Source organism: Gilvimarinus sp. DA14 (assembly GCF_024204685.1).
In the GTDB taxonomy this organism is placed as follows: Bacteria; Pseudomonadota; Gammaproteobacteria; order Pseudomonadales; family Cellvibrionaceae; genus Gilvimarinus.
The window spans coordinates 1,212,210-1,238,823 of the sequence record NZ_CP100350.1; the positions used below are offsets into that span (position 1 = coordinate 1,212,210).

27 protein-coding genes are annotated in these 26,614 nt (G+C 50.2%); 7 read left to right on the forward strand and 20 right to left on the reverse strand.

Annotated features, from left to right (window positions below; all coding sequences use genetic code 11):
- Positions 1 to 32: 32 nt before the first annotated feature.
- From NHM04_RS05385 to NHM04_RS05400, 4 genes are read right to left on the reverse strand one after another with little or no spacing between them, the layout of a single operon-like run.
- On the reverse strand, positions 33 to 374 hold the full coding sequence (locus tag NHM04_RS05385; RefSeq protein ID WP_020208884.1) for a P-II family nitrogen regulator: 342 nt from the start codon (positions 372 to 374) through the stop codon (positions 33 to 35).
- A gap of 9 nt (positions 375 to 383) precedes the next feature.
- Positions 384 to 3,488: an efflux RND transporter permease subunit gene (locus NHM04_RS05390; protein WP_254266011.1), complete on the reverse strand. Its 3,105-nt coding sequence runs from the start codon at positions 3,486 to 3,488 to the stop codon at positions 384 to 386.
- Between the two features lie 15 nt (positions 3,489 to 3,503).
- Positions 3,504 to 4,601: an efflux RND transporter periplasmic adaptor subunit gene (locus NHM04_RS05395; RefSeq protein WP_020208882.1), complete on the reverse strand. Its 1,098-nt coding sequence runs from the start codon at positions 4,599 to 4,601 to the stop codon at positions 3,504 to 3,506.
- A complete protein-coding gene (locus NHM04_RS05400; protein WP_169334790.1) occupies positions 4,598 to 5,860 on the reverse strand; it encodes a TolC family protein in 1,263 nt (420 codons plus the stop codon). The genes NHM04_RS05395 and NHM04_RS05400 overlap by 4 nt, the downstream gene beginning before the upstream one ends.
- Before the next feature lie 1,097 nt (positions 5,861 to 6,957).
- Between NHM04_RS05400 and NHM04_RS17400 the strand changes: the two genes are divergently transcribed.
- Both NHM04_RS17400 and NHM04_RS05405 read left to right on the forward strand, forming a co-directional pair.
- Positions 6,958 to 7,182, forward strand: a complete 225-nt coding sequence (locus NHM04_RS17400) for a DNA-binding protein (RefSeq protein ID WP_342661972.1) — start codon at positions 6,958 to 6,960, stop codon at positions 7,180 to 7,182.
- Positions 7,127 to 7,735: an SOS response-associated peptidase gene (locus NHM04_RS05405; RefSeq protein ID WP_083915324.1), complete on the forward strand. Its 609-nt coding sequence runs from the start codon at positions 7,127 to 7,129 to the stop codon at positions 7,733 to 7,735. The genes NHM04_RS17400 and NHM04_RS05405 overlap by 56 nt, the downstream gene beginning before the upstream one ends.
- Before the next feature lie 89 nt (positions 7,736 to 7,824).
- On the opposite strand, the gene NHM04_RS05410 is transcribed toward NHM04_RS05405, so the two are convergent.
- From NHM04_RS05410 to NHM04_RS05440, 7 genes are all read right to left on the reverse strand, one after another.
- On the reverse strand, positions 7,825 to 8,337 hold the full coding sequence (locus tag NHM04_RS05410; protein WP_020208876.1) for a DUF305 domain-containing protein: 513 nt from the start codon (positions 8,335 to 8,337) through the stop codon (positions 7,825 to 7,827).
- Between the two features lie 44 nt (positions 8,338 to 8,381).
- Positions 8,382 to 9,086, reverse strand: coding sequence for a MauE/DoxX family redox-associated membrane protein (locus tag NHM04_RS05415; RefSeq protein ID WP_040516365.1), 705 nt, complete (start codon positions 9,084 to 9,086; stop codon positions 8,382 to 8,384).
- A 200-nt stretch (positions 9,087 to 9,286) separates the two neighbouring features.
- Positions 9,287 to 9,871, reverse strand: coding sequence for a cytochrome c (locus tag NHM04_RS05420; protein ID WP_020208874.1), 585 nt, complete (start codon positions 9,869 to 9,871; stop codon positions 9,287 to 9,289).
- Between the two features lie 13 nt (positions 9,872 to 9,884).
- Entirely contained in the window at positions 9,885 to 10,169 is a 285-nt protein-coding gene (locus NHM04_RS05425; RefSeq protein WP_020208873.1) for a hypothetical protein, read from the reverse strand.
- 58 nt (positions 10,170 to 10,227) lie between these two features.
- Positions 10,228 to 10,725: a DUF411 domain-containing protein gene (locus NHM04_RS05430; protein WP_020208872.1), complete on the reverse strand. Its 498-nt coding sequence runs from the start codon at positions 10,723 to 10,725 to the stop codon at positions 10,228 to 10,230.
- A 56-nt stretch (positions 10,726 to 10,781) separates the two neighbouring features.
- On the reverse strand, positions 10,782 to 11,570 hold the full coding sequence (locus NHM04_RS05435) for a copper resistance protein B (RefSeq protein WP_371872597.1): 789 nt from the start codon (positions 11,568 to 11,570) through the stop codon (positions 10,782 to 10,784).
- A 77-nt stretch (positions 11,571 to 11,647) separates the two neighbouring features.
- On the reverse strand, positions 11,648 to 13,501 hold the full coding sequence (locus NHM04_RS05440) for a copper resistance system multicopper oxidase (protein ID WP_020208870.1): 1,854 nt from the start codon (positions 13,499 to 13,501) through the stop codon (positions 11,648 to 11,650).
- Positions 13,502 to 13,684: 183 nt separating this feature from the next.
- On the opposite strand from NHM04_RS05440, the gene NHM04_RS05445 reads away from it, so the two are divergent.
- The 3 genes from NHM04_RS05445 to NHM04_RS05455 all read left to right on the forward strand — a co-directional run bounded on the left by NHM04_RS05445 (position 13,685) and on the right by NHM04_RS05455 (position 16,574).
- On the forward strand, positions 13,685 to 14,365 hold the full coding sequence (locus NHM04_RS05445) for a heavy metal response regulator transcription factor (RefSeq protein ID WP_020208869.1): 681 nt from the start codon (positions 13,685 to 13,687) through the stop codon (positions 14,363 to 14,365).
- A complete protein-coding gene (locus NHM04_RS05450) occupies positions 14,366 to 15,769 on the forward strand; it encodes a Cu(+)/Ag(+) sensor histidine kinase (RefSeq protein ID WP_020208868.1) in 1,404 nt (467 codons plus the stop codon). It abuts the gene before it with no gap.
- A 154-nt stretch (positions 15,770 to 15,923) separates the two neighbouring features.
- Positions 15,924 to 16,574, forward strand: a complete 651-nt coding sequence (locus tag NHM04_RS05455; RefSeq protein ID WP_254266012.1) for a thermonuclease family protein — start codon at positions 15,924 to 15,926, stop codon at positions 16,572 to 16,574.
- A 786-nt stretch (positions 16,575 to 17,360) separates the two neighbouring features.
- On the opposite strand, the gene topA is transcribed toward NHM04_RS05455, so the two are convergent.
- Positions 17,361 to 19,319 (reverse strand): type I DNA topoisomerase, encoded by a 1,959-nt coding sequence (gene topA, locus NHM04_RS05460; RefSeq protein ID WP_020208865.1) that lies wholly within the window; start codon positions 19,317 to 19,319, stop codon positions 17,361 to 17,363.
- A gap of 83 nt (positions 19,320 to 19,402) precedes the next feature.
- On the opposite strand from topA, the gene NHM04_RS05465 reads away from it, so the two are divergent.
- Together NHM04_RS05465 and NHM04_RS05470 are read left to right on the forward strand one after the other, a co-directional pair.
- On the forward strand, positions 19,403 to 19,672 hold the full coding sequence (locus NHM04_RS05465) for a DUF1778 domain-containing protein (protein ID WP_020208864.1): 270 nt from the start codon (positions 19,403 to 19,405) through the stop codon (positions 19,670 to 19,672).
- Positions 19,673 to 20,185, forward strand: a complete 513-nt coding sequence (locus tag NHM04_RS05470) for a GNAT family N-acetyltransferase (protein WP_020208863.1) — start codon at positions 19,673 to 19,675, stop codon at positions 20,183 to 20,185.
- A 452-nt stretch (positions 20,186 to 20,637) separates the two neighbouring features.
- Here NHM04_RS05470 and NHM04_RS05475 read toward each other — a convergent pair whose 3' ends face one another.
- The 8 genes from NHM04_RS05475 to NHM04_RS05510 all read right to left on the reverse strand — a co-directional run bounded on the left by NHM04_RS05475 (position 20,638) and on the right by NHM04_RS05510 (position 26,605).
- Entirely contained in the window at positions 20,638 to 22,272 is a 1,635-nt protein-coding gene (locus NHM04_RS05475) for a conjugal transfer protein TraG N-terminal domain-containing protein (RefSeq protein WP_020208861.1), read from the reverse strand.
- Positions 22,269 to 22,637, reverse strand: a complete 369-nt coding sequence (locus tag NHM04_RS05480; protein WP_020208860.1) for a hypothetical protein — start codon at positions 22,635 to 22,637, stop codon at positions 22,269 to 22,271. Before NHM04_RS05480 ends, NHM04_RS05475 begins: the two co-directional genes overlap by 4 nt.
- Positions 22,637 to 23,989: an integrating conjugative element protein gene (locus tag NHM04_RS05485; protein ID WP_020208859.1), complete on the reverse strand. Its 1,353-nt coding sequence runs from the start codon at positions 23,987 to 23,989 to the stop codon at positions 22,637 to 22,639. The genes NHM04_RS05480 and NHM04_RS05485 overlap by 1 nt, the downstream gene beginning before the upstream one ends.
- A 249-nt stretch (positions 23,990 to 24,238) precedes the next feature.
- Entirely contained in the window at positions 24,239 to 24,529 is a 291-nt protein-coding gene (locus tag NHM04_RS05490) for a hypothetical protein (RefSeq protein WP_020208857.1), read from the reverse strand.
- Complete coding sequence (locus NHM04_RS05495) at positions 24,526 to 25,557, reverse strand: TIGR03756 family integrating conjugative element protein (RefSeq protein ID WP_040516364.1); 1,032 nt, start codon at positions 25,555 to 25,557, stop codon at positions 24,526 to 24,528. Before NHM04_RS05495 ends, NHM04_RS05490 begins: the two co-directional genes overlap by 4 nt.
- 42 nt (positions 25,558 to 25,599) lie before the next feature.
- Positions 25,600 to 25,995, reverse strand: coding sequence for a DUF1525 domain-containing protein (locus NHM04_RS05500; RefSeq protein WP_020208855.1), 396 nt, complete (start codon positions 25,993 to 25,995; stop codon positions 25,600 to 25,602).
- Positions 25,996 to 26,015: 20 nt separating this feature from the next.
- The gene (locus NHM04_RS05505) at positions 26,016 to 26,396 is read right to left on the reverse strand and encodes a conjugal transfer nickase/helicase domain-containing protein (RefSeq protein ID WP_020208854.1); all 381 of its coding nucleotides are present in this window, start codon (positions 26,394 to 26,396) and stop codon (positions 26,016 to 26,018) included.
- Between the two features lie 11 nt (positions 26,397 to 26,407).
- The gene (locus NHM04_RS05510) at positions 26,408 to 26,605 is read right to left on the reverse strand and encodes a hypothetical protein (RefSeq protein ID WP_157497734.1); all 198 of its coding nucleotides are present in this window, start codon (positions 26,603 to 26,605) and stop codon (positions 26,408 to 26,410) included.
- Between the last annotated feature and the right edge of the window lie 9 nt (positions 26,606 to 26,614).

Consider the following 26,614-nt stretch of genomic DNA (forward strand, 5'->3'; position numbering starts at 1 on the left):
GGGTGCTAATTAGCACCCCTGCTACTCAACGTTTAGACGACGTTGGTGTCTTCGATACCATCTTGAATGCGAATTGCGCGCCTGATATCGCTCACAAAGATACGGCCGTCCCCTCTAAGTCCAGTATGGGCTTCGGTTTTCAGCAGCTCCACTACGGCATCGGCAAGGTGGGCCTGACACACGATCTCCACCTTCACGTGCTCGGAGAACTCCGACGCACCCGCAATCGGGTGCGTGGCGCTGCTTTGCGCCTTGCTGCGACCGAAACCCCGGACTTCGGAGACGCTCATCCCGGTAATGCCATCCAGGCGATGCAGCGCCAGAGTGACCGATTCCAGTTTACGCGTTTTGATGTAAGCTTTTATCTCTTGCATGGTGTCACCTCAAGACGTTGAGTTGTCGCCGTTGGAGCGATCGGCGAACCAAGGGTAGAGAGCTGGCAGAATCACCAACGTGAGAATGGTGGCGGTAAACAGCCCGCCGATAACCACAGCCGCTAAGGGACGCTGAACTTCGCTGCCCGTCCCTGTGGCAAACAGCAATGGCGCGAGCCCCAGGCCGGTAGTGACGGCCGTCATAACGACCGGGCGCAAGCGCGCCATTGCGCCCTGGACACAGGCCTTTGCCATGGGCACGCCATCACGCACCAACTCGTTTAAGTAACTGACCAGTACCAGACCGTTTTCAAGCGCTATGCCGAATAGGGCGATAAAGCCTACAGAGGCCGGCACTGACAAACTCAACCCCGCCAACCACAGTGACACAATACCCCCGACCAGAGCTAGGGGAATGTTGAGCATGATCAGCAGAGCATTACGCAAAGAACCGAAGTTTGCGTATAGCATCAGAAACACCAGCGCCAAGGTAATCGGAACTACCACCATCAGGCGTTTGTTGGCCTGCTGCTGAAGTTCAAATTGGCCGCCCCATTTCAGGAAGTAGCCCGGTGGAAGCTCCACCTGCTCGGTAATCGTCTGGTCCGCCTCGGCCACATAGGAGCCGATATCACGGTCGCGGACGTTGGCCTGAATGGTGATAAATCTCTGATTATTTTCCCGGGTAACCTGTCGTGGACCAACCACTTCTTCCACGCTGGCGAGTTCACTGAGAGGAATCTGCTGCCCCAGTTCATTGCGAACCTTTAGGTCCCGAATAACCTCGGTTTTATCTCTTGACGACTCTGCCAGCCGCACATAGATATCGAAGCGACGAATACCTTCGAATACCTGACCGGCGCTCTCGCCACCTACACCAACCCTGATGGTTTCCTGCACGTCCGACACATTCAAGTTATAGCGGGCTATAGCCTTCCGGTCCAACTGAACTTGGACTTGAGGCGTACCACCCACTTGGTCTTTCTGGACATCTTCTCCACCAGAGACTCGGCGCATGACCTCGGCAATCTCCGTGGCTTTACGATCCAGAACCTCCAGATCATCGCCAAATAGCTTAGCGGCCAGCTCGGCTTTCGTGCCTGTTAGCAGTTCATCAGCAGCGGCTGCAATCGGCTGTGTAAAGTTGAACTTGGTGCCAGGAAAATCTTCGAACTCGGCACTCATTGCAGAGTATAGGCCGTCCAGTGTCTTCGCCGTCTTCCATTGCTCCTTGGGTTTAAGTCCGACAAAGATTTCCGCACTATTGACTGGGTCAGCATGTGCCCCGACTTCACCGCGACCGATGCGGGTTACTACCTGAGTTACTTCGGGAAAGCGCTCCAATAGTTGACGTTCAAACAGCGTCATCGATTGCTTGGCTTTATCAAGCGAGATAGAGGGCGCCATAGTAGCTCGGATCAATAGGTCTCCTTCGTTGAATCGCGGTACAAACTCCGAGCCGAGGCGTGGACCGATAACGCCCCCGATTGTCAGAACCACCACTGCAATGGTCACACCAATCCAGCGGTTGCGAATAACGCCCTGAACGAGTGGTCGGTAACCCCGGGCGATCAAGCCAATAAGGCCACCGGGCTCATCCGAAGTCTGAGTTGATTTTGGGCGGCGCATGATTAGCGAAGCAATCACCGGTGCCACTACCAATGCAAAGATCAACGAGCCCATCATGGCTAGAGATACCGTGTATGCCAGTGGCCGGAAAGTGGCACCTTCAACACCCTGCAAGCTGAACAACGGCAAGAACACCACTATGATGATACTTATGGCAAAGAGTATTGGTCTTGCTACCGCCTGGCTGGCCCTCGCCACAATGTGCATGCGTGACTCATCCGAGGACGATTCACGCAAAAGTCGGTCGATGTTCTCTACCACGACTACAGCGCCGTCTACCATCATGCCAATGGCAATAGCTAGGCCGCCCAGAGACATCAGGTTTGCGGAAATCCCAAACCATTTCATGGCAATCAATGCCAAGCACACCGAAAACGGAATGGATAGGGCTACCACCAGACTGGGGCGCCACCCACCCATAAAGACGAGTAATATGATTGCGACTAAGACAATACCCTGGAGTAACGCATTGGTCACAGTAGAGACGGCAGCCTCGACCAATTGCGCCTGGTCATAATAGGGACTGACTTGAATACCTTCCGGCAAATTAGCATTGATGGTTGTCAGCTCTTCCTTCACGGCACTGATCACGTTAGAGGTGTTGGCACCAATTAGCTTGAGCACCATACCTACCACGGCTTCGCCTTTACCATCCTTAGTGGTCAACCCTCGACGAATTTCACCGCCAATAGTTAGCTCGCCGAGTTGGTGCAGGTAGACCGGCACTCCATCAACACTTTTGACCACAATGTTACGCAAGTCATCCAGGTTTTCTGCGAGGCCGACAGAGCGAACGATGTATTGCTCGTCATTCTGGATGATAAACTGGGCTCCCGCATTGGCATTGTTCGCCTCGATCCGACGTTTGACCTGTGGCAAGGAGATGTCATAGCGCAACAGCGCCTTGGGATCAATGCGCACCTGAAACTGCTTGACGTTGCCGCCAATGGACAGTACTTCGGTGACGCCTTTGACCGTCTGCAGGTTGAACTTGACGATCCAGTCCTGAATCTCTCGCATATCGGTGCGGCTGTACTCGCCACTGGTGTCCTCCAGAACATAAAACAGAATCTGTCCCAGGCCGGTGGTGATCGGCCCCATAACCGGTTCACCAAATCCATCCGGAATGGCCTCTCTGGCCTGTTGCAATCGTTCGCTAACCAATTGTCGGGCGAAATAAATGTCGGTTCCATCTTCGAAATAGATGTTTACCACCGATAGACCAAAATTGGATACTGACCTGACGTGGTCTAGCTTCGGTAAACCATTCATGGAGCTTTCAAGAGGGTAGGTCACATATTTTTCTACTTCCTCCGGCGCGAGACCTTCAGTCTCAACAAATACCTGCACCAATGAGGGGGAAATGTCCGGGTAAGCGTCTACCGGTAAACTACGATAAGCGGCATAACCGCCAATCACACAAGCCAGTGCAATCACTACCACCAGCAGCCGGTTTTGCAACGCCGCTCTAATTATCGCCTGCATAAAAACCTCCGAGTACTAGTGGTTGTGGCCCGATTCGAATTCGCTCTTGAGCAAATCCGCTTTCAGCGTGAAGCCACCTTTCGCGACGTACTGTTCACCTGGGGAGACGCCCGACCGGATAACCACCTGATCTCGATCTCTTGCCCCTAGGACGACAGGCCTGGGGCGCCAACTGTCACCCTCTTTTACAAACACTACCTGACGGCCCTGATACTTGATTACCGCCGTCTGAGGCACCACCACTTCGGCTTCCGTCTCGGTCAGAGTCACCTCCGCCTCAATGAACATGCCGGGTCTCCATTGGCCTGCGGCATTATCTAGATAAATTCGAGCCAGGCCGCTCCTCAGCTGTTCGCTGACAATGGGATCGAGATAGTCGATCTGGGTGTTGACAGGCTCGGGGCCGAACGTCGTGGAAATGCGCACCGGTTGGCCCTTTTTTACGAGCCCAATCTGTCGTGGATAGAGTGCAATATCGACCCAGAGCGTCGAAAGGTCCGCGACTACGAACGCTGCGTCACTAGGCTGGATATGTTCACCTAGCGTTACGGAACGATCAATGACAGTGCCGCGAATTAGGGACTTGAGCGAGAAACGTTGTAGGGTCTGAGAGCTTTCACCAATGGCCAGCGTATCTCCTGCGGCGACAGAATCGCCGATTCGGGCGCTAACATCGACAATCTGCGCAGAGTAGCGAGGGGTGATCTGAGCCACCGCCTCTTTATTCAGGCGGACCTCACCCGGTAAAGACACGGTTTGACTCACTCTTCCGGGACTCGCGATACTCACTTCTGCGCCAAGCGCCCTTAGCGTTTGGGGATCTATCGAGGCGCCTTGCTCTTCATGTCCTCCATGTTCATCATGCTCCTCGTGGGCTTCCTCGCCAGCTTCATCATGGGCTCCCTCGTCCTCTCCGTGGTCTTGGTGATCATCATGACCTTCTTCGTGGTCCTCATGCTCACTATGATCGTCGTTATGGGTTTTCTCTTTTTGCGTCTGCTCATGCTCGTGATCGCTGTGTTCGGCTTCTTGAGCCTGTACTCTGATGCTGACTCCAGACAAAGGCAGCGCCATACTCATCACAAAAATCCAGAAAAATGCTAACGACTTCATGATTCACCTGTTTGTTCTTTAATGTAACGGGGTTGGGGTTCATAGGGTTCGGTGGCCCCATCGATTGAATTGGGAGTCAGACTCCATTGCCCGGTTAGGCCCGTGCCAGTGAGCTGTTCGAGAGTCACCAGTGTCTGGTGAAAATTTACAGCTGCTTTAAGTGCATCACTCTCTACCGCCAGACGTTCCCGTCCCGCATCGACTAGCTCAAGGTAACTATACAAACCCTCTTGGTAGCCTCTGCGAATACTCTCAAAAGCGGCGCGAGCAGAAGGTAAAGCTTCGCCCCGCAAGCGAATTGCGGTGCTGCGAAATACCTCCAGCTCCTGATAAAGCCGTTGAATTCGAGCCATAAGATGTACCCGTGTGGTTTTCTCTTCCAGTGCCAGTTGCTCGTATTCTGCACGTCGAGCCCGGACCTCTCCCTGGTTACGGTCATTGACTCCAATAGGCATGGACAGGCTCAGAGTAAAAGCGTGATCGTCGGTTTCTTGCATTTGCTTGACGCCCACACCGATTCGAAGGTCTTGCCGACCCCGAGTTTGTGCCAACTGCAATTCCGCCTCGCGTAGGCGTTTTTCGGTGATATAGCGAGATAGTTGCGGCGCATTTTCTAGCTGGCGACGGATCTGATTAAAATCAGGCAGCTCCACAAGTTGGTACAAATCGGCGTGAACCTGCTCAAAATTCGGTTCGCTCTCGCCCCATTGAGCAGCCAACGCCACCCGCGCAGACGCCAGTTGTTGATGGGCAGAGTCTACGGCGAGCTCCGCACGTGTGACCAAAATGGCCGAGCGTTGAAGAGAAGCGTCACTGGCTGTTCCCGCTTGCGTACGCTTACGGATAGTCTCCCTGCTTTCTTTTGCTAATTCTAGCGACAGTGAAGCCAGTTGGATCTGTTCTTGGGCTTCGGCTATCCCGAGAAAGCGGCGTACGGTTTCCGCGAGCACTTGCCAGCGGACTTGCTGGTATTCGCTGTCCACCAGATCGGTACGGTAGCGGGCGACCTCCTCGCGCTGTCCGCGCTTACCGCCCAATTCGATCAGTTGGCTCAGCACCAGCGAGGCTTCGGCCGAGTCCGTACCGGCAAAGCGGCCGCTGCCGCCGATGTTTTCCACTTCAACGGCCAGTTCCGGGTTGGGGATCAAACCTGCCTGGAGCTCCCGGGCCTCTGCGGCGCGCCGACGGTAGGAAAACTGCGCCAGCTCGGGATGGCGCTCCAATGTGTAGGCCAATGCTTCGTTTAATGAAAGAGGCATCGGCTCCGCCACAGCGGGCGTGGCAGTCATGACCAATAGCAAAGCCCAGACCGCTAGTATCCCTCTCCTCTGAGAAGAGAGAGTTAATAAAGAAATAAACATGCATTACCTGCCTGAATTTTCAGTGATAGAAATGTGCCGTTCTGCATAGGGCAAGGTGCCGAGCAAAAACCGACAGAGGATCTCTAGTGCATGAAATTAGGCAATGGGGGGGGGCACATCAGGTGCCAAAAAGTGCTGTGGAGGTAAAGGCAGGTCTTCAGCTCGCCAACGAGGTGCGGAGGGTAAATCGGGCCCATATCCACTGGTTTCAACAAAAAACAGATGGGAATGGGCATGGCAGCTATGGCTGTGAACGCAGCTCCCCCCTGGAGGGTGAGAGTGATTGCCGCGATCGGTGCCGAGTTTACCCTCAGCATTGGCCAAATATTCCAACGCGGACTCATCTCCTGTTACTCGCTCATGCCAGTCCGCTGCGAATACGAGGTTCGCGACAGCTAGCAGCATTAAAAACAGGATCAGAGAGCGTTTTTTCATACGGTTGAGTTTACTAGCAAGCGTTCAGGAAATACAACTCCTTTCCCTTTTACGTAGCCGCGCTTTTGGCTGTCACGGTCAGTTAGCCGCCTTCAGCAGGCCGTAGTCGATGGTTTTCTTGTAGAGCGGAGAGGCATTCGAAGTCGAGGTCATCTTTCTGTGTCGTGTGGAGTAGAGCCATACATCACCTTGAAGGTCATGGGATTTGAGATCAAGGAGAGACTCACTCGGTTAGCGGTTTGCAGCAACCTCTTCATGACTTGCTTGGCCTGGAAAGATCTGTACCTGTACAGATTTTGGCGTCGGCTTGAGCAAACAACGTTCCAGCATCAGATAAACCACTATTATTCTCTGTCAGATTTACCCCATACCAAGCCTCGGACACGACCTAAATAATACGTATTACAGTACGAAATAGACAGGAGGAAAACCCGATGGCCCGTGGCGGTATTAACAAAGCATTGGTGGCGAAGGCCCGTGAGATTGTTCTAGCCAGGGGAGAAAATCCCTCCACTGACGCTGTACATATTGAACTCGGTAACATCGGCTCCAAATAGACCATTTATCGCCACTTCAAAGAACTGGAGGAAGAAGCGTCCACCCGGATGGGGGATGAGACACTGTTAAGCCCGCCCATCAAGGAGCTCGTTGCACGCCTGATATCACATTTACAAGAAGAGGCCCAGCGCATTATTGATGAGGACAAAAGCCACTATGAGAACCAGCTCAATGAACTCTCTGACCACTCCGCGCAAGACAACACAGGAACTCGAATCGAAGCCTAGCCCCTCGAAAAGGCCAATAAGCGATTGCAGGGCTGAGCAAGGTTATACTCTAGGACCAATGCGATGGTGGCTGCACCCGCACTGGTCGCCAGACCCGCCTAATCAGGCATTTAGCATGTTCAATGCGAAAATTGAGACCGTACTGAGCAGCCGGGCCTTCAGGGGGGCGGTACGGCACCGTAGGGGTGCAGTGTTGGCTGCTGGTTTTGTGGAGTGGGAAACCCGATCGGATGGCAAGCAGCCGTATTACATCACCACCGACGACGTCCTGAAACTCGCCGCTATCTGGGATTGCTGGCAAGACCAGGTATGGTCGTGCTCGATCATCACCCAGCCGGCCTCCGATGATTTCAAGCACATTCATCACAGGATGCCGCTGGGCTTAGATGACGATCAGCTCCATCAATGGCTTAACCCTGAGGCGGACGCTAAGCAGCTCCTTAGCGGTCTGAAAGGTGCCTCACAGCCTTTACGGACTTGTGAGGTCGATCGAGAGATTAATAATGCTAGGAACAAGATCTGGCCCGATAGGGCTGCTACTAATAAATTATGAGCTAATTAAGTGTATCGTGTGATTTTGATAATCTGTTCCCCACCAATGACGCTTAAACGCCATTGATGAGGTAAAAAGATATACAGAATTTAAAGTTTACCTTCAAAGTTTGGAATCGGCCGATCTCGCGCCTGTAATTCAGTTGTTGCTTTACCATTTTTTGAGATGTCGTCAAGAAGCCACTCCATTTCTTTAATTTCTTTGCGTTGGGCTTTTATAATTCCATCAGCCAGCTCTCGCACACGAACATCTGTAATTTCAGAACGCTCACTTGTTAATATGGCAATGGAATGATGTGGGATCATTGATCGCATGTACGAGGAGTCTTGTACTGTCGTTTGAGAGCGGAGAAGAAATAAGGCAGCTATAAATACCACAACGCTACCTAAGTAAATTCCAGCATTGACTCTCTGCTTTTTATACATGGACAGCATGAAGCTAAGCATGATTACCGTCATCGCCGCCCCCATCATTAGGGCCATGTATGTTCTTGTTTCACTGTAAAACACATGGTTAACTTCGTAGGTGCTTAGGTACTTTAAACAAAACATAACCACGACTGAAGTGGCAATCATCAGTCCAAATCTAACGTAATTCGACATGGCATCCTCCAAGGTTGAAATGATTGGCTTGTGTTGTTGAGTTACTACTTGAGTAACATCCAAGTCCCCATTGCGATCATCATTAAATTTTCTGTTAATGATATGAATCCTAATGGAACGTTACTGTTGCCGCCCACGCAGGCACACTTTAACTCTCGCTTGTCGATATAAACGGCTTTAAATACAGAAATCGCGCCAATAGTACCGATAAATAATGCAGGTGGTGCAAAAAGCCAAGGGGCTGTTCCGCTCAGCATTCCTATACCTGAAAAAGCCTCAAAAACCGCATAGATATAGGCATAAGGAACAAACCTCATCGCCAATAAATCGTAGGTGATAAACTGTAGGGAGAAAGCGCTTAGATCACGAAGCTTTTGGATAGCCAGGGCGCACATGCTCAAAGCTATGAAAGTCTCAACAATAAAAATAACTTCGAAGCTCTGGAGTTGACGCCAAGCCAGGGCAGAAGCCATCAAAAATGTCATGGCGAAAATGGCTACGACCGGTTTATATGTTGTCTCTTCGGCGGATTCTACCGTCTTGCCAAAAAACTCTTTGAGATCATCATAGCCGCCAATTCGCTCTCCATCAATAAATGTTTGCGGTGTTGTCTTGACATTATTCTCCCTTTTAAAGGACTCTGTTTCTTCCCTTGAAGTAAGAAGATGATCCTCAATTTCATAGCCCTTCCGCTTAAGTAGGTCGCGTGATTTCAGACCGAAAGGGCATATATGCTCATCTGTATGCATTCTGTAGAGAGTAGCGATCTTGCTCAAAATTGCCTCCTAGCTATTTGAATTTGACAGTCAATTAAGCAAAACAAATGCCGAATATACTCGTTGAAATGATAAGGTGGCGAGAGTAAATCCCGAAAACCTCATGGCGGTCTTGTAAAAAATACAATTAGTTAGATAAATAAGGCTTTCTAAAGTAATTTACTTCGGGTGCGCTAATGTGATGTTCCGTGTGTATCGTTTACATCTCCTCTTGCCGTCAATATTTGATATTCTGATTTAGATAAGCTCGGAAGTTTCTGCAGGAACGCCACCATATTCCAAATGCGTTCTTCATTGTGTGTTGGTCCCCACGCAGGCATGCCGGACGCTTTAATGCCATGTTTTATAATCCAAAACTGTCGTCGAATAGCCTCATTACTGGTCGGCTCTGCGATTTGGCTATGGATACTCCCGTCAGCTGAGCTGCTCAGGTTTCGAGGTGAGGGATACAGGCCAATGGTAAAATCACTATCTGTTCTACCCGGCTTCAAGTGACATCCTGTGCACATGTCATTGTAATCGGCTCCACCAGCCAATAGCCGGTCAGCGGATTCCAGGTCTGTTGGGATTTTAATTCCCTTTGCAGCGCGGGCGATGGATTTTTCACGCAGCGTTTCTAATAACCAATAGGTAATTGGGTGGTGCTGGGTATCGGCTCCAATCGGATAAAGTCCTGAATAAATAAACAGCCCTCCCGCCAGGAAGGCTGCAATCACAATGATTAATAAACTTTTAAAGAACGCTGAGATCGATAGCATGGCACCCTCTCAATTAATGTTTATGTTCTGCGTGCTCGTCCTTGTTTTGATTATCGTCGTGCGCATGATCTGAATCGGACTCGTTGTTTTCATTATCATGGTGCATATCTTTCTTGCACTTTTTCATCATGGCTTTCATGACCGGGTCGTCCATATCCATTTTGCTGTGATCCATATTTTTCATTTCGGAACAATCCGGGTTTTCAGCATCTTTCTTGTGCTCCTTGGGATCATGGGCTTGAGCAGCCAAGGTCGTTGTAAGAAGAGTTGACAGTAATATCGATGTAGTCATATTCATAATATAGTTTCTCCAAAAAAGTGGATGACAGGTAAAGCAAAAATTAGATCTCTTTGTTTTATTCAGGTCTGTCGATGTGCGCATAAACGCTTGTGCTTCCATCTTCTTTCATCAGAAGGACATCGTATTCATGAAATTGACCGTTTACTTCCATTCCGGGGCTGCCTAATGGCATTCCCGGAACAGTCAAACCAATGGTGTTTTCTGGTTTTTCTTTTAAAAATCTTTTTACGACAGTTGCAGGAATGTGCCCCTCAAACACATAGCCTTCTATAATGCCTGTATGACAGGATTGATTAGCCGGCATAATTTTATGTTTATATTTTATAGGGTTTAAATTTTCTTGATCATAAACTGTTGTTGAAAATCCTGCATTTTTCATATGATCAACCCAAAGGCCACAACATCCGCAAGTTGGTGTTTTGTAAACAGTCAGAGCAATCGGAGATGCCAAGTCTTCTTCAGTTGATGGCATCGACTGTGAAGCGTCATCCGCAGAGTGTTCAGTGCATGCGGCAAACATAAGACTCGTTATAAATAGCAAAATTTTACGCATAACTTATACGCCTTTTTAATGCAAAAGTATTTCAATGCATGATTTCTTTGGCTGATTCAAAACCAAAACTTCAGGCCAGCCACTAATTGCGAGCTGGATTTATCTTCTCCGGCCGCTAGCAGGTAATCGGCTGTGTCATCAAAAGCTCTCGACCACTCCACGCCGATATAAGGCGCAAATTGACGGCTAAATTCGTAACGGAGGCGCAAACCTGCCGACAAATTTGTTAAACCTGATCCAAGTCCGTTTTCAGGGTCATCTTTGCCAAGTAGATTTATCTCTATTCTGGGCTGCAGTATCAGTCGTTGAGTGAACAAGAGTTCGTATTCAGCTTCGGCAGACAAGGCTGATCGCCCGTCGTCACCGAGATATGCGGTGACATCAAGTTCAAACCAATAAGGAGCGAGCCCTTGAAAACCCAGCGCGAGCCATTGACGATTTTCACCTTCGTCATAGGTATCAACCCGTGCGCCTAGCTGAGCATCAAAATACGCATTAAAGGCACGGCTCCAAAAGACATCGGTGGAACTCTCCTCAAGAGCACCATCAACACTGTCTCCTTCTGTTTTCACAACGAAGCGGTTGTAGGTGGTTCCATACCACGCTTGCAAATCGAAAACAGTACTTTCGGATTTTTCCTGGTACTCCAGGCGATCACCGATGATTGCCCAAAAGCGATGTTCATCGGCCAGCCTTAATTGTCTGGGCCCAGGTAACGCATAAGGCCCCTCAGTCAATGTGAAACCATCTGAATAGGCATGTGGATCACGTGCATTATCAGGAGCTTTGCCACCTTGCGCTTGACCCATCTCGTGCGCTCCCGAATCATGGTTGCTGTGATCCATTTCTGCATAAGCCCCGCTCGCTAGCACCGAAGCCAAAACTAGAGAAATATGGGTTAGCCTGGTGAAATAGTTCATACTCATGACACCACCACTTCACGGAACATGCCCGCATCCATATGGAATAAAAGGTGACAGTGCCAAGCCCAGCGCCCTAGATCGTGAGGTGTAGTGAGAAAGCTGATGCGCTGAGCAGGCTGCACAGGAATCGTGTGGCGTCTGACGCGTAGCTCGCCCTGTTCAGTCTCCAACTCGCTCCACATCCCATGTAAATGCATAGGATGAGTCATCATAGTGTCGTTTTGTAATATGATTCGAACACGTTGTCCGTGCTTAAGGGATACTGGCGTACTTTGGCCGAACTCGAGCCCATCAAAGGACCAGGTGTAGCGCTCCATGTTTCCGGTGAGGTGCAGCTCAAGCTCCTTCTCGGGTATACGAGAGTCATCGAAGACGCCGTCGGTGGATGTTAAGTCAGCCAGGGTGAGCACCTTGTGCCCGTGAGGGCGCAGGCCTTTCTCTACAAGGTTGCGTAACCCCACCCCCGGATCGTCGAGATTAGTGCGTGGTGTATCCACCCGCGCATCAACAGAAGGACCATATTCAGTTCGCGCATGATTGACGCTGGTAGACGGTTTTGCTAACGGATCATTGTCACGGTCTTGCATGCCGTGCATGCTATGATCCATGGCCATACCGCCGTGCATGTTTGAGTGGTCCATCTTATCCATTGCCATATTGCTATGATCCATTCCGGCCATAGGCATATCGTGCCTCACTCCTTCATGGCTCATTGCACCCATCATGTCTTGCATCGCTAACCATTCAACGGGGTCCAGTGCGGGTACGGGTGCTGACAAACCTTGTTGCGCAGCCAGGGTGCCCCTAGCATAACCAGTACGATCCATACTCTGCGCGAAAATCGTGTAGCACTCTTCATCGGGGCTTACTAATACATCGTAAGTCTCACCAGGGCCAAAGCGAAATTCGTCAATTGAGACTGGCTCAACGTCTTGACCATCGGCTTGTATTACTGTCAGTTTTAATCCGGGAATGCGAACATCGTAGAATGAGTTGCTGGCAGCATTAATAAACCTCAAGCGTAGGCGCTCTCCTTTTTTAAATATGCCTGTCCAATTGCCCGAGGGAGTCGTGCCATTCATGAGGTATGTGAGAGTAGCTGCAGATAAATCCGCCAAGTCTGTGGGATTCATTCGCATTTGGTTCCACATCTGGCGCTTGCTTAGTGCCGCCTTCAACCCCTTATCTGACACATCTCGAGTGAAATCAATAAAAGTTGGTTGGTTAAAATTGTAGACGTCCCCTTGGACTTTGAGCTTACTGAACACATGCATCGGATCTTCATCGGTCCAGTCAGAGAGCTGAACTACAAGGTCCCGATCAGTTTTGTGTCTTTCCCCCGAGCGAGGTTCGATGATGAGCGCGCCGTACATACCAGTCATTTCTTGAAAGCCGGAATGGCTGTGATACCAATAGGTTCCGCTTTGACGAAGCTTAAAGCGATAAACAAACGTCTCCCCTGGAGAAATGCCCTTGAAGCTGATGCCAGGAACACCGTCCATTTCGAACGGTAATAAAATACCGTGCCAGTGGATTGAAGTCGGGACACTTAGCCGATTTGTAACTCTTATCGTAACCTCATCACCTTCACGAAAACGCAGAGTCGGGGCGGGAATCGACCCGTTAATGGTCGTAGCCATGCGGGTTACACCAGTAAAATTCACCGGAGTTTGGCCTATTTCCAGGTGAATATTGGTACCAGTGAGTTCGGGAGCCGCACCTGAGGTCGAGTTTGTCGTTTCTCGCGCCAAAAGGGCGGAAGGTGTCATTGCCAGTACACCGCCAACAGCGATGCCTTGAACAAAGCGTCGGCGACTCATTGGGCTGGGAATAGAGCTAGAGAAGCGATTCATGTCGTTTCCAAAAATATATAATCCAAAATTTCGATTTTAGAGGGTGACTGGAAGGTTACAATCCGAAGACTGTCAGGGACATGACCTGAAGATGACAAAGTTGTAATCTTTGTGTCATTTCTCTGGCGGGTTAGTGGGACTAATGTTCCACTAAGACGAAATTGCATACAAGAGGGCCAGAGCGTGCGGCTTTTAGTGGTTGAAGACGAAGTGAAAACTGGTGACTATTTGCAGCAAGGCCTGAGCGAGGCCGGGTTTATGGTGACACTGGCACGAAACGGCCTTGATGGCCACCATCTAGCGATGACAGAAGATTTTGATCTTTTGATTCTCGATGTGATGCTGCCCGATGTAGGAGGATGGCGCATTATCGAGTCGATTCGAGAGTCGGGAAGCAAAACACCGGTACTGTTTCTCACCGCGCGCGACAGCGTTGAAGATCGAGTGAAAGGGCTGGAGCTAGGTGCCGATGATTACCTGGTCAAACCGTTTGCGTTTGCCGAGTTGTTAGCTCGGGTTCGAACCCTGTTGCGAAGAAGTTCAGCGCCTATACTTGCTGATGAAATGAAAGTGGCGGACTTGAGATTGGATCTTATAAAACGTCGAGCTCTTCGTGGAGACCGAAAAATAAGTCTCAGTCATAAAGAGTTTTGCTTGCTGGAATTGCTTGTTCGGCGTCAGGGAGAGGTTCTTCCACGTTCATTGATCGCATCCCAAGTATGGGACATGAATTTTGACTCCGATACCAATGTCATTGATGTCGCTATTCGTCGCTTGAGAAGAAAGATTGATGAAGGTTTTGAGCCAAAATTAATTCATACCGTTCGTGGCATGGGTTACAAACTCGATGTGGAGAATGAGTAGGTGACTATTGGTTTCAAATTGGCGCGACCTTTTTCACTGAATAATAGGGTGATGCTGTTTGTTGCGCTTGCGATCAGTCTAAACCTTATTACGATCGGCCACCTCGTTCAAGAGTCGGTTGAACAACATTTTGCCGAACAAGATGCTGACGAGCTGGTTGTTATAAGTCGTGCTGTTGAAAAGGCACTAGAAAAAGCTGTTCTTTCTGGTCGATACGCCGTTGACACGTTACCACATGCCGTGTCGGGTCACCACGGTGTGTATTATCAGGTTTGGGATGAATCGTATGCACTGGTTTATCGTTCAGATGAAGCCGTATTTCCCTCCAGAGCTGCTTTCAATAATCCGGTTAAGGTTATCAAGGCAAACAATCTCGTCAGTTGGAATATCGATGAAAAAATATATCGGGGAGCAATGACAGAGGTAAATATTGACGGACAGGATTACCTCATCGCTGCGGCCATTAATATGGACTTCCATATGTATTTTCTCGAGCACTTTAGCCGAAACTTATGGTTGATAATGTCAATGGCTGGTGTGATTACATTGCTTGCAGCCTGGTATGGAGTTCACCAAGGACATGCTCCTCTACGATCTTTAAGTGAATCCATTCGTTCCGTGCAGGCCAATCAGCTGGATATTCGATTAAACGAAAGCACTGTTCCAAAAGAGTTGCAGCCGTTGGTTGAGTCCTTTAACCAAATGATTAGTCACCTCGAGGACAGCTTTACTCGCTTGTCTCACTTTTCAGCTGATATCGCTCATGAGCTGCGCACACCACTTACGAACTTGACGACACAAACTCAAGTCGCTTTGGGCAAAGCAAGAACGTTAGAGGAGTATCGCGAGTTACTCTACTCAAACCTGGAAGAGCATGAAAGGTTAACCAAAATGGTTAATGATATGCTTTGGTTGGCGCAAAGCGAGAATGGCTTGCTTAAACCTAATTTGGAGAAGTTGGATTTAAGACAGGAAGTCGAGGTCATCTTCGAGTTTTTCGAGGCATTATCAGAAGAGAAAAATATTAAGCTCGCGGCGAGAGGTGACCATGTTCACGTAAAAGCCGACCGTTCAATGCTGCGCCGAGCGATATCTAACCTTTTATCTAATGCTCTGCGTTATACACCGGAAAATGGGACAATCAATGTGATCGTTGAACGGCTAGGCCAAAAAGCTCATTTGATCATTGAGAACTCAGGGCAGAGTATTGCTGCTGAACATCTACCAAAACTTTTTGACCGATTTTATCGGGTTGATCCCTCAAGGCAACATCAAGGAGAAGGGTCAGGGTTGGGCTTAGCCATCGTTAAGACGATTATAGAGAGCCATGGAGGTGTGATAAATGTCTCTTCGGAGAATGAAACAACGCGCTTTATGATATCAATGCCTAAAGATGAATTGTAAACTTCCAATAAGCTAGGGCATTTACCGTTGGCGCGGAACACAGGTCGTGCATCACCAATTCCTCTTTAGGTCTAGAATGGTCAAAACTCGCCACCCGTCCGATACGAAAATTTAGACGAACGATTTTTTTGGAATAATTCTGCTGGCCTCAACTATGCTGCGAGTCAACGCAACTGTATTCGTCGTACTTATACTTTCGATTCCCGCCGCACTCGCGCGGAATATTCATGGCCGAGTTGTGTCCGTGACAGACGGCGACACGATAAAAGTGCTTTCCGAAAACAATACTCAAACCAAAATACGATTGGACGGTATCGATGCCCCTGAAAAAAGCCAACCATTTGGCGGGGCTTCTAAGAAGGCTCTGACCAAGAAGATTGCCGGCCGGGATGTGTTGGTGTTATCGAAAGAGAAAGACCGGTACGGTCGCACTATCGGTGTGGTCATGCTCGCTGGCAGAAATATAAACCGTGAAATGGTCGCTGAGGGTTACGCTTGGGCGTATCTAAAATATCTCACAGACCAACGTCTAATCGAGCTAGAGAGTGAAGCGAAAGCCTCAATGCGTGGCCTGTGGGCCCTTCAGTCTGATCAGGTCCAGGCGCCATGGGAATGGCGGGCAGATAGGCGCTCAGGGCAAGCCAGATCGAATACCAACAACGCGCCAATAGATGGCCGTTGTGGGCAGAAGCGGACCTGTAGCGAGATGGCGTCATGTAGTGAGGCTAAGTTTTACTTGGCTAAGTGCGGTTTGCCCATCGATGGCGACGGGGATGGAGTACCTTGCGAGTCAATTTGCCGCTGACAGTGGATGAAATATCCGGTCAGTGGTTTTTAATGTAAGCCCGAAACCGCTTTAGATCTTCGGCCGTTGGATTTCTTATTGCCTCGGCTATTGCCTCTGCAGCGCTTTGGCTTGAGGTATGTTTGTCGCCGTTGTGTTTCTTCGCAGGGAGGGGCTTAGGTTGGTTTGGCATGGTCTACAGCTCTAGATTGATTGTGTGATCAATATAATAAGATCCAGATTGCGCGCGATGGCAATACCGGAATCTCTCCACATTAAACCGGTGCTTTTGTGCTGGGCTGGTACCGGAATTTCTCCATAATAGCGTCCTCAGTATGCGTGACCATCGACCTGGAGGCTAGAGAATACGTGCACTTTAGCATGTTAATTCTAGGACAACCCGGACTACCGGAATTTCTCCACATTAGAATTGAAGTAGCTATTTTCTCTTGGTGCCGGAATTTCTCCACAATTACTTATCTGACTGTATTGTCTGAAGTTTTTAGCCATGCTTCGAGTATTTCATCTGTTCCAGAAGTAAAGTGATGCCATGAATCTAGCTCTGTAATCAGCTTTGTATCAATAATTTTGTTAAGTACACCAAGGCTGTTGAGCTCCTTTAGTACTCCAAGGCAGGGCTTTGTCGGCTCTGAATGACATGCCCATGTCTTTCCATGAGTTACACGCATGGCTAGAATCTCAAAGGGCGTCGGTATGCACCCATAATTCTGTATCATTTCGCTTTCATCCGTATAGGCGAATGGGCAAGACGTCACGCTGCAGCTCGCCCTGCAGTGTTTAGCCCTATCACTCATTATTTATCCTCCCATCACATTTCGGAAATCCACTACAACCCCAAAAGTCATAGCCGGACTTGCCGCCTTTCTTCCGGCGAACCAGCTCCTTCCCGCATTTCGGGCAAGGTGTTTCAGACACTTCCCGTTCTTTAGGTTTGCCTGGCTTACCATTCTTGTCTGGCAGAGTCACTTTGCACTCAGGGTAGCCAGAGCAACCCCACCAGGCTTTCTTGCTGGATTTACCCGGGCGGCGAGTCAGCTGCTCCCCGCACTCCGGGCACGGGTGATTCATTCCGGCCGGCACCTCGACTTTGACCGTATCCATATTGGTGAGCTCGGCGGTCAATCGATTATCCAGAGTCGCGATCACACCCTTGTAGCCGGCGCGACCTTCCGCGACCTCGTCCAGCTGGGCCTCAATGGACTTTGTGAAATCCAGCTCGATAAAACTGAAACGACTGGCGACCAGGCAGTCGACCACCAGGTACCCAGTATCGGTCGGTACAAGGTACTTGCCGGCCGAGTCATAAGTGACATATCCGCGGGACATGATGTTCTCCATGATCGCGGCGTAGGTCGATGGTCGGCCAATACCTTGCTTCTCCAGCTCTTTGATCAGCTGTGCCTCGGTGAAGCGCGAAGGTGGCTTGGTACGCTTATCCAGGACTTTGCCCTCAGCAATGTTGACCAGCTGGCCCTCCTGCAGCTTGGGTACCGGATTGGCCGCTTCCTCAGGGTCTTGTTTAGACGCCGGCGCATCGTCGGCATAGACCGTCTTCCAGCCCGGATTGAGCTCGGTACGGCCTTTGGTCACACATTCGACGGGCTTACCCTGCAGCTGCTCGCCGGCACGGAGTTTGACCGTGCGCACCGCGTATTTGGCTGCCTGCAGCTGCGAGGCCAAGGTACGCTGCCAGATCAGCTTATACAGCTGTTGCTGATCCGAGGTCTCGCCAGCTTCGACCAGGTCAATGTGAGTCGGCCGGACGGCTTCGTGCGCCTCCTGGGCGTCACCTTTGGCTTTCCAAGTGCGTTGACGATCGACGACGGGCAACCCATTCGCTCGGCCGTAATCCTGGATCTGTGCGAACGCCTCCTCTGATAAATTGGGTGTGTCAGTTCGCATGTAGGTGATGTGGCCTTGTTCGTAGAGCTTCTGAGCGGCGGCCATTGTGGCCTTCGGCTTCATCTTGAGGCGGCTGGAGGCCGCTTGCTGCAGCGTAGAGGTGATGAACGGTGCTGGAGGTGCCTTGGACTCCTGAGTCTCCTCACAAGCGATTACAGACGCCTCCGTGACATTTGCCACCCATTCGGCCAGGGAGCGGTCAAGCAGGTATTCCTGCCCCTCCAGGAGGAACGGCTTGGCGTCCCAGTCAGCAAACCAGCCACCGAGATTCCACCGTGCACCATAGTGATCTGTGGTGACAAAGGCTTGAATGGCTCGTTCACGATCAGCAACGATGCGCACGGCCGGTGACTGCACTCTGCCTGCGGAGAGGCCTCGCTGTTTGGTCACATCTCCGAGCTTGGGTGATACCCGGTAACCCACGAGCCTATCCAGGACGCGACGGCCCTCCTGGGCAGCTACACGACGGTAATTGATCTTTCCAGGCTTACTGATCGCTGCTTTGATGGCTTTTGCCGTAATCTCTGAGAAGACAATCCGCTTGGGCTCCTTGAGTTTGAGAGCCTGCTGCAGATGCCAGGCAATGGCCTCCCCTTCCCTATCCATATCCGTTGCCAGATACACCTCATCGGCGCGCTGTACGGCCTTTCTGAGTTTGGCCAGAACATCTTTACCCCTGGTCGTGGGCACGTACTTTGGCCGGTATTCTGGTGCTTCTACGCCCATTTCCTTCTCGGGAAGGTCCCGAACATGACCAACACTGGCCTGGACTTCCCAGCCTGAACCAAGAATCTGACTGATCTTTTTGACTTTACCGGGTGACTCGACGATAACGAGATTCATTGGTGCTTCCTCGCATAGGTAAAATTGATTTTTGTACGGCAATCTGCCGTATGATATAGTGTGGCAAATCGTGGAGGTTTCTTATGGCAACAAAGACAGAACGAATAGAGGCCCGCTTCCCCGCCGAACTTAAGGTTTTGGCGGAGCGAGCTGCATTGGCCAGCGGCTATAGCCTGACGGACTACCTTGCTAACCTGGTCCGCAACGACGCTATTGAACGCCTGAAGTCCCAAAGTGAAATCCAGCTGACGAACGAGCGGTTTGATCGTTTTGTTCAAGCATGTGAAGACGCTAAAGCGCCGAGCAAGAAAATCATCGAAGCTGCTGAAAAGCTGGACAGAGAGGGATTTTAATTGCCTCTTGCCAAGGATTTTGTCCCGGCCAGTAAGGCATTGCACGACCTCAAGGGGTTCGACTGCGGCAAACCGGATATGAACACCTTCCTGTCCCGCTTCTCTGAAAAGCATGGAAAGCTTGGATTGAGCCGCACTTATGTGTTGCCAGAAGTGGCCGCTTCTGGAAAATCCCCCATAGCGGCCTATTTCACCCTGGCTACCAACAGTGTTGTTAGAGAGAAAATCCCGATTAAACAGAGTCTGCCGCAATATCCGATCCCCGTGGTGTTAATGGCTCGATTGGCTGTTGATGACCGCTATAAAGGGTGCGGACTCGGCAGCAAAACGCTTGTTTACGCGCTACGCAAAGCCGTGGCGCTGAGCAAAGCCGGGTTGCCAGCGTACGGATTAATCTTGGATGTCCTGGACGAAGACGCTTTAGGCTTCTATCAGCACTTTGGTCTCTTCGAGTCATTTACCGACGATCCCATGCGACTGTTTGTTCCAATGAAAACTCTGGAGCAAATATAAGCAGGTCAACTTAGTGTAAATTACGTAACTCATTGATTTTACTTGCGACCTTTTCTTTCAAACGCCAATTTCACTGAGACTGCAACAGCAGTGGTTGAACACGGATTGACCACCGGCTAAACTGTTAGGGCAATCAGGAGGATTTACCCATGCAAGCCACAGACACTGCCACAGATCGAGATTTCGCACGGAAAGCCGCGACCGCTGTTCGCTGGGCGGGTAAAGCGCTGTGGTTCGTATTTGGCTCATTGGTTCGGGTTTTGTATCTAGCCATAACTTCTCTACTCGCTATTGGCTCCGCTCTGCCAAGTGCGAAAGAGGAAACTTCCGATTACCATTCTAGCGACCCTGGTCCGGCACCATTTGAGCCTGGACACAACCCTCAGCGTTGGAACGATTATTATCAATGAACTAACTGGTCGGTTTTTACTTTTGGTCAGATTATTCACTAGTTAGTTTTTCGTTAGTTTTCCTCCAATCGACTTTCCAACACCCACTCCAGCATTTGCGATAACTTTGGCATCAGCAGGCGCCCGCGAAGCAGCATTACCGGCATTATTCGCTCCAACACCAGCTAAAGATGAACTAGCATCTCCAGCTTTAGCGCCCACCGCTCCCATCAGCGATGTAAATATTATTGGGAGTAAGATGTGCATCCATCGCGTAATAAAATTAAGCGCTGATACCGCCATATCCATTTTTCCACCGTTTGAAGAAACAAGAATCCAGCGACTTAAATCACCACCGACTACGCCACTCCAGGCAGACAATAAGTAGTTATCAATCCAGGCAGCCACTGCGAATAAGAAGGCCCAGAAATACACTGAAAATTTAATCAGCATCAGTGTCACAACAGCCCCGACACTGTAACCACTGGCAGTCAATAAAATTGGAATTAAGAAAGTAATGACCATTAGTAAAATGGCTCGCAGCATCGGCGCGGCTGTTTGAGTCATAAGCGCTTTGCTGCGATCGCCGAGAGAGGATGCATCGGCAACAACGGCTACGCCACGCTGGGCAGCGTCTGAGGCTACATCGCCCCATGATTCATCGCGAGGGTAGCGATTCGATTGCTGCATACGCACTGTATCGTGATCACTCATAAGGATGGTCTGAAGCAACATGTCGTCATAGGTAGGTCGTGGGGTTACACCATTGTCAATCTGCGACTGAACGTATTCAGGCCAGAACTCGGCAAGATCTGAATGCTCGACTTTGAAATGCCTCACCAGACGATCGCGAAGCCCGTTATAGGGGCTTTCCCACCATTCATCACAGAACGGGAAACCCTTACCGTCAGACAAGATTGCATTAGTGGCTTTAGCTTCGTCTCTTGAGGCGACATAGGGAAAACTGGATAAGCCTTCTTCCGCCCTAAAATGACGATAGTACGGCTGACCCGCTAGGAAAATCTGACTGCCAGCCCATTTCACATCGTCTGGCGTTGTCGTACCCATACCATGGGTCGCTAATCCTGGTTTCTCTCGTAGGTAGCGATTGAAACTGGGGCGCCAGCAATCTCGCATAAACATACCGAACTCATCGGCAAGGTCAGGATTTTCAATGCGGGATGTGGTTGCGGCCGTAGAGATTCTTCGAATATCGGTCTGGCAAGGAAGAGCGGACTTCGCGCTCAAGGACAGCGATGATGCTACATAATCCCATACGTACCACAGTACCGGTATTTTGATTGTATCGCCGCCTAAATCGAGTTCTTGCACCTGGTCATAGGTGGTGCCTGTGTTACCGTAATCGTTCTGTTCCACGTCTGGTGTCGATCCCCCTTCACCGGGTGAACAGGTGGTGTCCATGGCTCTCACATTGCTGACAGAAAGATTGATCATTGGGTTGACGCAAAGCAATAAAACAAAAAATGCCACATAGAGTTGCATTTCTGTTCTATTGAAAAACGATACACCGATATCGTCTTTGTCTCGGTTGTTTCTCGCATCGATGATATTGCCACCGATGATGAAGGCAAATGGGATCAGGATGATCCCGGTGCCCATCATTAACGTGAACAAACCATTATTGATATGCCAACCCATGACGGTGGTGTAGAGCTCAAAAGCGTCATTGACGATCATGCCAAGCTCCCCAGTGAACCAATTATGTTAAACGGAAAAAGCAGCTCATAGACAACGAGCACACGCAGTAATGGCCATCGCCACCGCATGGCATAGTCAAAGACTTGGTGATGATCTTCTCTTTCTACAAATGACTTTGCGAGCCAAAGGCTTATTCTCGGCCAACTAATAATCAGCAGGGTATAGGCAAGCCACCGAGATACTGTAAGCCACCAAAAAGATGCCTCAGCGAAGGTGCCCAATGATTGAGCGCGCTCTGGTGATTGGATCATCCAGAAACCGAGAGCGACGAGAATCCCCAAGATGGCTACAGTAGAAGCCGAATAAACCAGACGTTTTTTCCAGCGACCAGTGGATGCAGACATTAGTTTCTTACCCCACCGCTGAACGGCTGAATGTCAGGCGAGTTGGGAAAGCCTACAGCTGCTCCGGCATCGCCCGATTGCATGCGAATTGAACGTCGCTCCATAAGAACCTGAGCTGTTTTGGCAAAGACCTGTTGCTTAACATTTTTCTCATAAAGAATGCCGTCGATTTCAGCCTGAAGGCGCGAGAGAACCTTATCGGCTTCTTTTTGGTATTCGGCATTGGCAGCGACATTTGGCTCCTGCCGGCCAGCCTTGATCAGATCCATAGCCACCAGTGCTTTTTCCACGGTTCTAGCCAGGGCCAATTCAGTGGCCAGGCGTGCCCCTAATATGGATCGCTCGGCTGTATTTTCCTCTTCGCGTAATGCTCGAATCAGATCCTCAGTAACCATAATACCCATGCCAGGTGCACTGATCTCATCGAGCTCATCTTTTGTGGGCTGGCTGGACATGCCTACCAGTGTGCCTAGCTCGGGAGCAATCTCTTCACGTTCCTCTTTGATCTTTGTTCGGAGGCCTTGACCAATTTGCGTTTTAAGCTTAGGAGAGCAGCTTTTGCAGACTTTGACTTCTTTCTCACCCACAACGCTGGTCACCCAATCGACCGCATCATCACGGTGGGACCATAACTTTTCGATTCGTGGGTCGGTCGAGCCTGGGTTTAAGTGGTTGTAACCCGCTCCAACCACATCACCGACGGTACGAATAGGCTCTTGCCAGCGTCCACCGAGCTGAATACCGTCTGGCCCTTGGATCCCTTCATTGCCGGCCGTGCGCTCAACTTCTTTTTCGGCGGCGCCGGCATCCGGTTGTGAGGACTGCTCATTCCAGCTGTCGCGAGTACCGATAGAGACCCAACCGTCGACCGGGTTTTCGCCATTTGAGACATCGTTGACCATCGCCTCACAGGATTTAACACTCAGATTGTATTCTTCCTTCGCGTCGACCAGGCCTTTCGTGATCAGATCGTAAATACCTGGATTGGCTTCCTGCAATCGCGAAATCCCCCAACTTGCGACCAGTGTTGGAATGCTGGAGATCACATCATCCACGTAGCCATACAAGCTCCGTTCGGCATCTCGCAGTGTGTTTTTGATAGATGCTTCAGGATCAAAACCGGCACATACGTTGCCCGTGCTCCACCTCATGCCGACACCCAGACTCAGGTGATACCGTTGGTCATAGGCAAACAGATAAGGCTCACCACCACCGATGTTGTAGTACAGAGCAGAATTATCGATCGGCCGTATCTCAACATTGGCGAGATCGATATCCGCCGCTACACCAGGTAGAACGTTAACGCCTGCCATTGTAAGAATCAGTGCGGAAAGTAATTTATTGGTTTTCATCTGTACCTCCTGGAGCGTAGTGCCACGGGTTTATACCCTCTAGTTCCTGGCTTAAGGTCTGAACTAGGTATTTACTGGGCTTGGTTTCACCAGCGAGCGCCTTATACAGCGTGTTTCTATGCACCCCACATCGCTTGGTAAGCTCGCTAAGCCGGTCTCGGCGGGCATGACAGATCAGCGTCAGTGTGTGCTGCAAAGGCACACCGTGGCGCATACCGAGCCTTAGGTACGCTTCAATGGCCGCCTTATTCATTGCATAAGCCCCTCGGGGTCGGTATAAAAGCGGAGGTGGCCCCCTTCCTGGTATTGCACCAGCGGGTTGCCAGGAAGGTACGGATCACTGCTGGTACCCTTCTCAACACATTCTGAATAGGAGGACTGTGTTGAGCGGCCGCGCCCCAGCGCGGTCGTTAAAGTACTGGGACCGTTAAACCGCACTTGATCGGTGCGGATCCATAGCCTGCCGGGAGCTATCCCGGTGACCGTACCCCTGGGGGCCACCTCCAAACCGGTTTGTAACTCGACGGATGCACTGATCACATCATGCTCCCACTACCCGAGCTACCAAAATCGGCCCCATCGGTTTCCATTAGATCGTCAAAGTCTTCATCGTCAAACGAACTGGCTTCACCTTCGGTGAGGTCAATACTGAAGATCAATACCGCCCCCTCGCGTGAACAGCATGAATACGGACGCCACAATAGCCAGGCGTACTGCTCATCAGTGTCGTATTTAAAGTTTGACCAACCTGACCTGGTACCGAAAATTTCACCCTTGGTCTGGTACTTGGGTACCAGCATTTGCCACTTATGAGTGGTCATATCGTTTTCTATAATTTCTTCTGCCGGCCAGCACTTATCGCCACAGTCGGTTTCTGGCTCCAGCCGCACTCGCGTGTTGTCATTGGGGTTGGTGACAATGTAGCCCGCCCGCTGAGCCGACAATGCGGCCGCTTTGGGATCCTCCGGGTGGATAGACCAACCGCATCGAGGGTATACGTTGCCAAATTTAACCGTGGTGGTACCCATATCATGAGCACCGGTGTAGCTCTTGGGGTTGAACATATCGGGGATGTTCATATGCCAGCCGATGTAATCGGCCGTCCAGATGTAGTACGGTTTGTAAGTAGTAATTCCTGATTTACAGAACATGCCGTCGAACGCATCATGCATTTGCTCAAAGATGGCCACTCCAGGATTGCCCCACACCTCGGTTTTTTTGAATCGGAGGTGATCGACGTGCTTACTCTGTGTTGTGGCAAATCCCGCTGCGAACCCAAACATTTCATTGGATGAGTCAACGACAGATTGCATTTCCTCGAACGGTGTTTCTTCGTTGCTGTAGCTAGTTACTACAAAATCTGGGACAAAATTTTTAAAACGTATTGAGTAATCAAAATCGCAACCCCAAGGGGTGCACGTCATCCAAATACAGACTCCAACGGGCTTCCAGTCTATACAATCGAAACAGTCTACGGAGGCTTGTAAAAGCATTTCCGTATCAATGGAGTCAGCGCGAGATGCATTCACCGACAGCATAATCAATGTTGCAACCAAGTACTTACACATGGCCAGCACCCCTTACGTTCGCCTCTTCTAAAAGTGAATCGGTCATTGCTTCCCCCGGTAAATCAAAAGCGCTTTACGGACGTTTGTCGTGCCATAGACGACCTGCCGACCGTCCAGGACAATCGCCGGTACCTTTTTAATTCGATATCGCATGGCTTGGCCAAAGCCTCGATAAGATTCACGAGCGGCGGCCAGGTGAGCTTTACCCTCGGCACTGGCGAGCCAGTCGCTGACTTTTTCACGCACCACACGTTCAGTGCCCGTGATGGAGGGTTTCTGGCGCTTAATCAGCTTCGGCTTATCGAGGTTCCAGAGCGTAATGTCGGCGCCTGGTACACGGCTTTGAGGCTCGGAGTGCATAGTGCTACGGTAGAAAACTTCGACAGAGACATTCTTTTGCGCAATCGCACTGCAGCTGGTCAGAGTAAGAACAGCCATTATCGCGACTCTGCTGATCGTTACGCCCATTGAGGTACCTCGTTACGCACCAGGTGTGCGGGTAAATTGGGAAGGACCTTTTCAAGGTTGTGGAACGGGATAACAACACCTACTTTATGAACACGAACAGAAAGAGTTCCATGTTTAGTGGCGTTGAGGTGTCGACCGTGGAAATTCCCTTTTTCAACCGGGCATCGAGTATGTAACCCTAAGGATAAAAACTCGTGTTGTGCATCGAGCCAACGGTTGGGCATATACATCTTGAATACGGCAGGAGACTCTAAAAATAATCCGCCCTTATCGAGATGAACAGGACTATCATGTGCGCCGATCACAACGGTGTCGTTGGCGACCGCACCTTGAAGCCAGCTGATGAATGTTTCGTCTATTGTTTGCCCCACAGCAAACCTCCTTATTTTGCTTCAATGCTCGGAATGTCCCATTTTGCTCGATAGGTACCCGGCACCTCTTGAGCATTGCCTGTTGCCTTTCGAAGCGGCCTCTTTATTCCATCTTCGACAAGATAAAAAATATCGCCTCGACAAATATTGCTCGGATGACACGGACGCATGCCAAGTTCGGTTTCTTTGAATGCAACGGTAATTGCCATTAATCTGCC

Excerpts from the sequence above, each read along its gene's own strand:
- NHM04_RS05385 (WP_020208884.1), bottom strand. The coding sequence starts at position 374 with ATGCAAGAGATAAAAGCTTACATCAAAACGCGTAAACTGGAATCGGTC.
- NHM04_RS05390 (WP_254266011.1), bottom strand. The coding sequence starts at position 3,488 with ATGCAGGCGATAATTAGAGCGGCGTTGCAAAACCGGCTGCTGGTGGTA.
- NHM04_RS05395 (WP_020208882.1), bottom strand. The coding sequence starts at position 4,601 with ATGAAGTCGTTAGCATTTTTCTGGATTTTTGTGATGAGTATGGCGCTG.
- NHM04_RS05400 (WP_169334790.1), bottom strand. The coding sequence starts at position 5,860 with ATGCCTCTTTCATTAAACGAAGCATTGGCCTACACATTGGAGCGCCAT.
- NHM04_RS05405 (WP_083915324.1), top strand. The coding sequence starts at position 7,127 with ATGAACTCTCTGACCACTCCGCGCAAGACAACACAGGAACTCGAATCG.
- NHM04_RS05410 (WP_020208876.1), bottom strand. The coding sequence starts at position 8,337 with ATGTCGAATTACGTTAGATTTGGACTGATGATTGCCACTTCAGTCGTG.
- NHM04_RS05415 (WP_040516365.1), bottom strand. The coding sequence starts at position 9,086 with ATGCATACAGATGAGCATATATGCCCTTTCGGTCTGAAATCACGCGAC.
- NHM04_RS05420 (WP_020208874.1), bottom strand. The coding sequence starts at position 9,871 with ATGCTATCGATCTCAGCGTTCTTTAAAAGTTTATTAATCATTGTGATT.
- NHM04_RS05425 (WP_020208873.1), bottom strand. The coding sequence starts at position 10,169 with ATGAATATGACTACATCGATATTACTGTCAACTCTTCTTACAACGACC.
- NHM04_RS05430 (WP_020208872.1), bottom strand. The coding sequence starts at position 10,725 with ATGCGTAAAATTTTGCTATTTATAACGAGTCTTATGTTTGCCGCATGC.
- NHM04_RS05435 (WP_371872597.1), bottom strand. The coding sequence starts at position 11,570 with ATGGATCACAGCAACCATGATTCGGGAGCGCACGAGATGGGTCAAGCG.
- NHM04_RS05440 (WP_020208870.1), bottom strand. The coding sequence starts at position 13,501 with ATGAATCGCTTCTCTAGCTCTATTCCCAGCCCAATGAGTCGCCGACGC.
- NHM04_RS05455 (WP_254266012.1), top strand. The coding sequence starts at position 15,924 with ATGCTGCGAGTCAACGCAACTGTATTCGTCGTACTTATACTTTCGATT.
- topA (WP_020208865.1), bottom strand. The coding sequence starts at position 19,319 with ATGAATCTCGTTATCGTCGAGTCACCCGGTAAAGTCAAAAAGATCAGT.
- NHM04_RS05465 (WP_020208864.1), top strand. The coding sequence starts at position 19,403 with ATGGCAACAAAGACAGAACGAATAGAGGCCCGCTTCCCCGCCGAACTT.
- NHM04_RS05475 (WP_020208861.1), bottom strand. The coding sequence starts at position 22,272 with ATGATCGTCAATGACGCTTTTGAGCTCTACACCACCGTCATGGGTTGG.
- NHM04_RS05480 (WP_020208860.1), bottom strand. The coding sequence starts at position 22,637 with ATGTCTGCATCCACTGGTCGCTGGAAAAAACGTCTGGTTTATTCGGCT.
- NHM04_RS05485 (WP_020208859.1), bottom strand. The coding sequence starts at position 23,989 with ATGAAAACCAATAAATTACTTTCCGCACTGATTCTTACAATGGCAGGC.
- NHM04_RS05495 (WP_040516364.1), bottom strand. The coding sequence starts at position 25,557 with ATGTGTAAGTACTTGGTTGCAACATTGATTATGCTGTCGGTGAATGCA.
- NHM04_RS05500 (WP_020208855.1), bottom strand. The coding sequence starts at position 25,995 with ATGGCTGTTCTTACTCTGACCAGCTGCAGTGCGATTGCGCAAAAGAAT.
- NHM04_RS05510 (WP_157497734.1), bottom strand. The coding sequence starts at position 26,605 with ATGGCAATTACCGTTGCATTCAAAGAAACCGAACTTGGCATGCGTCCG.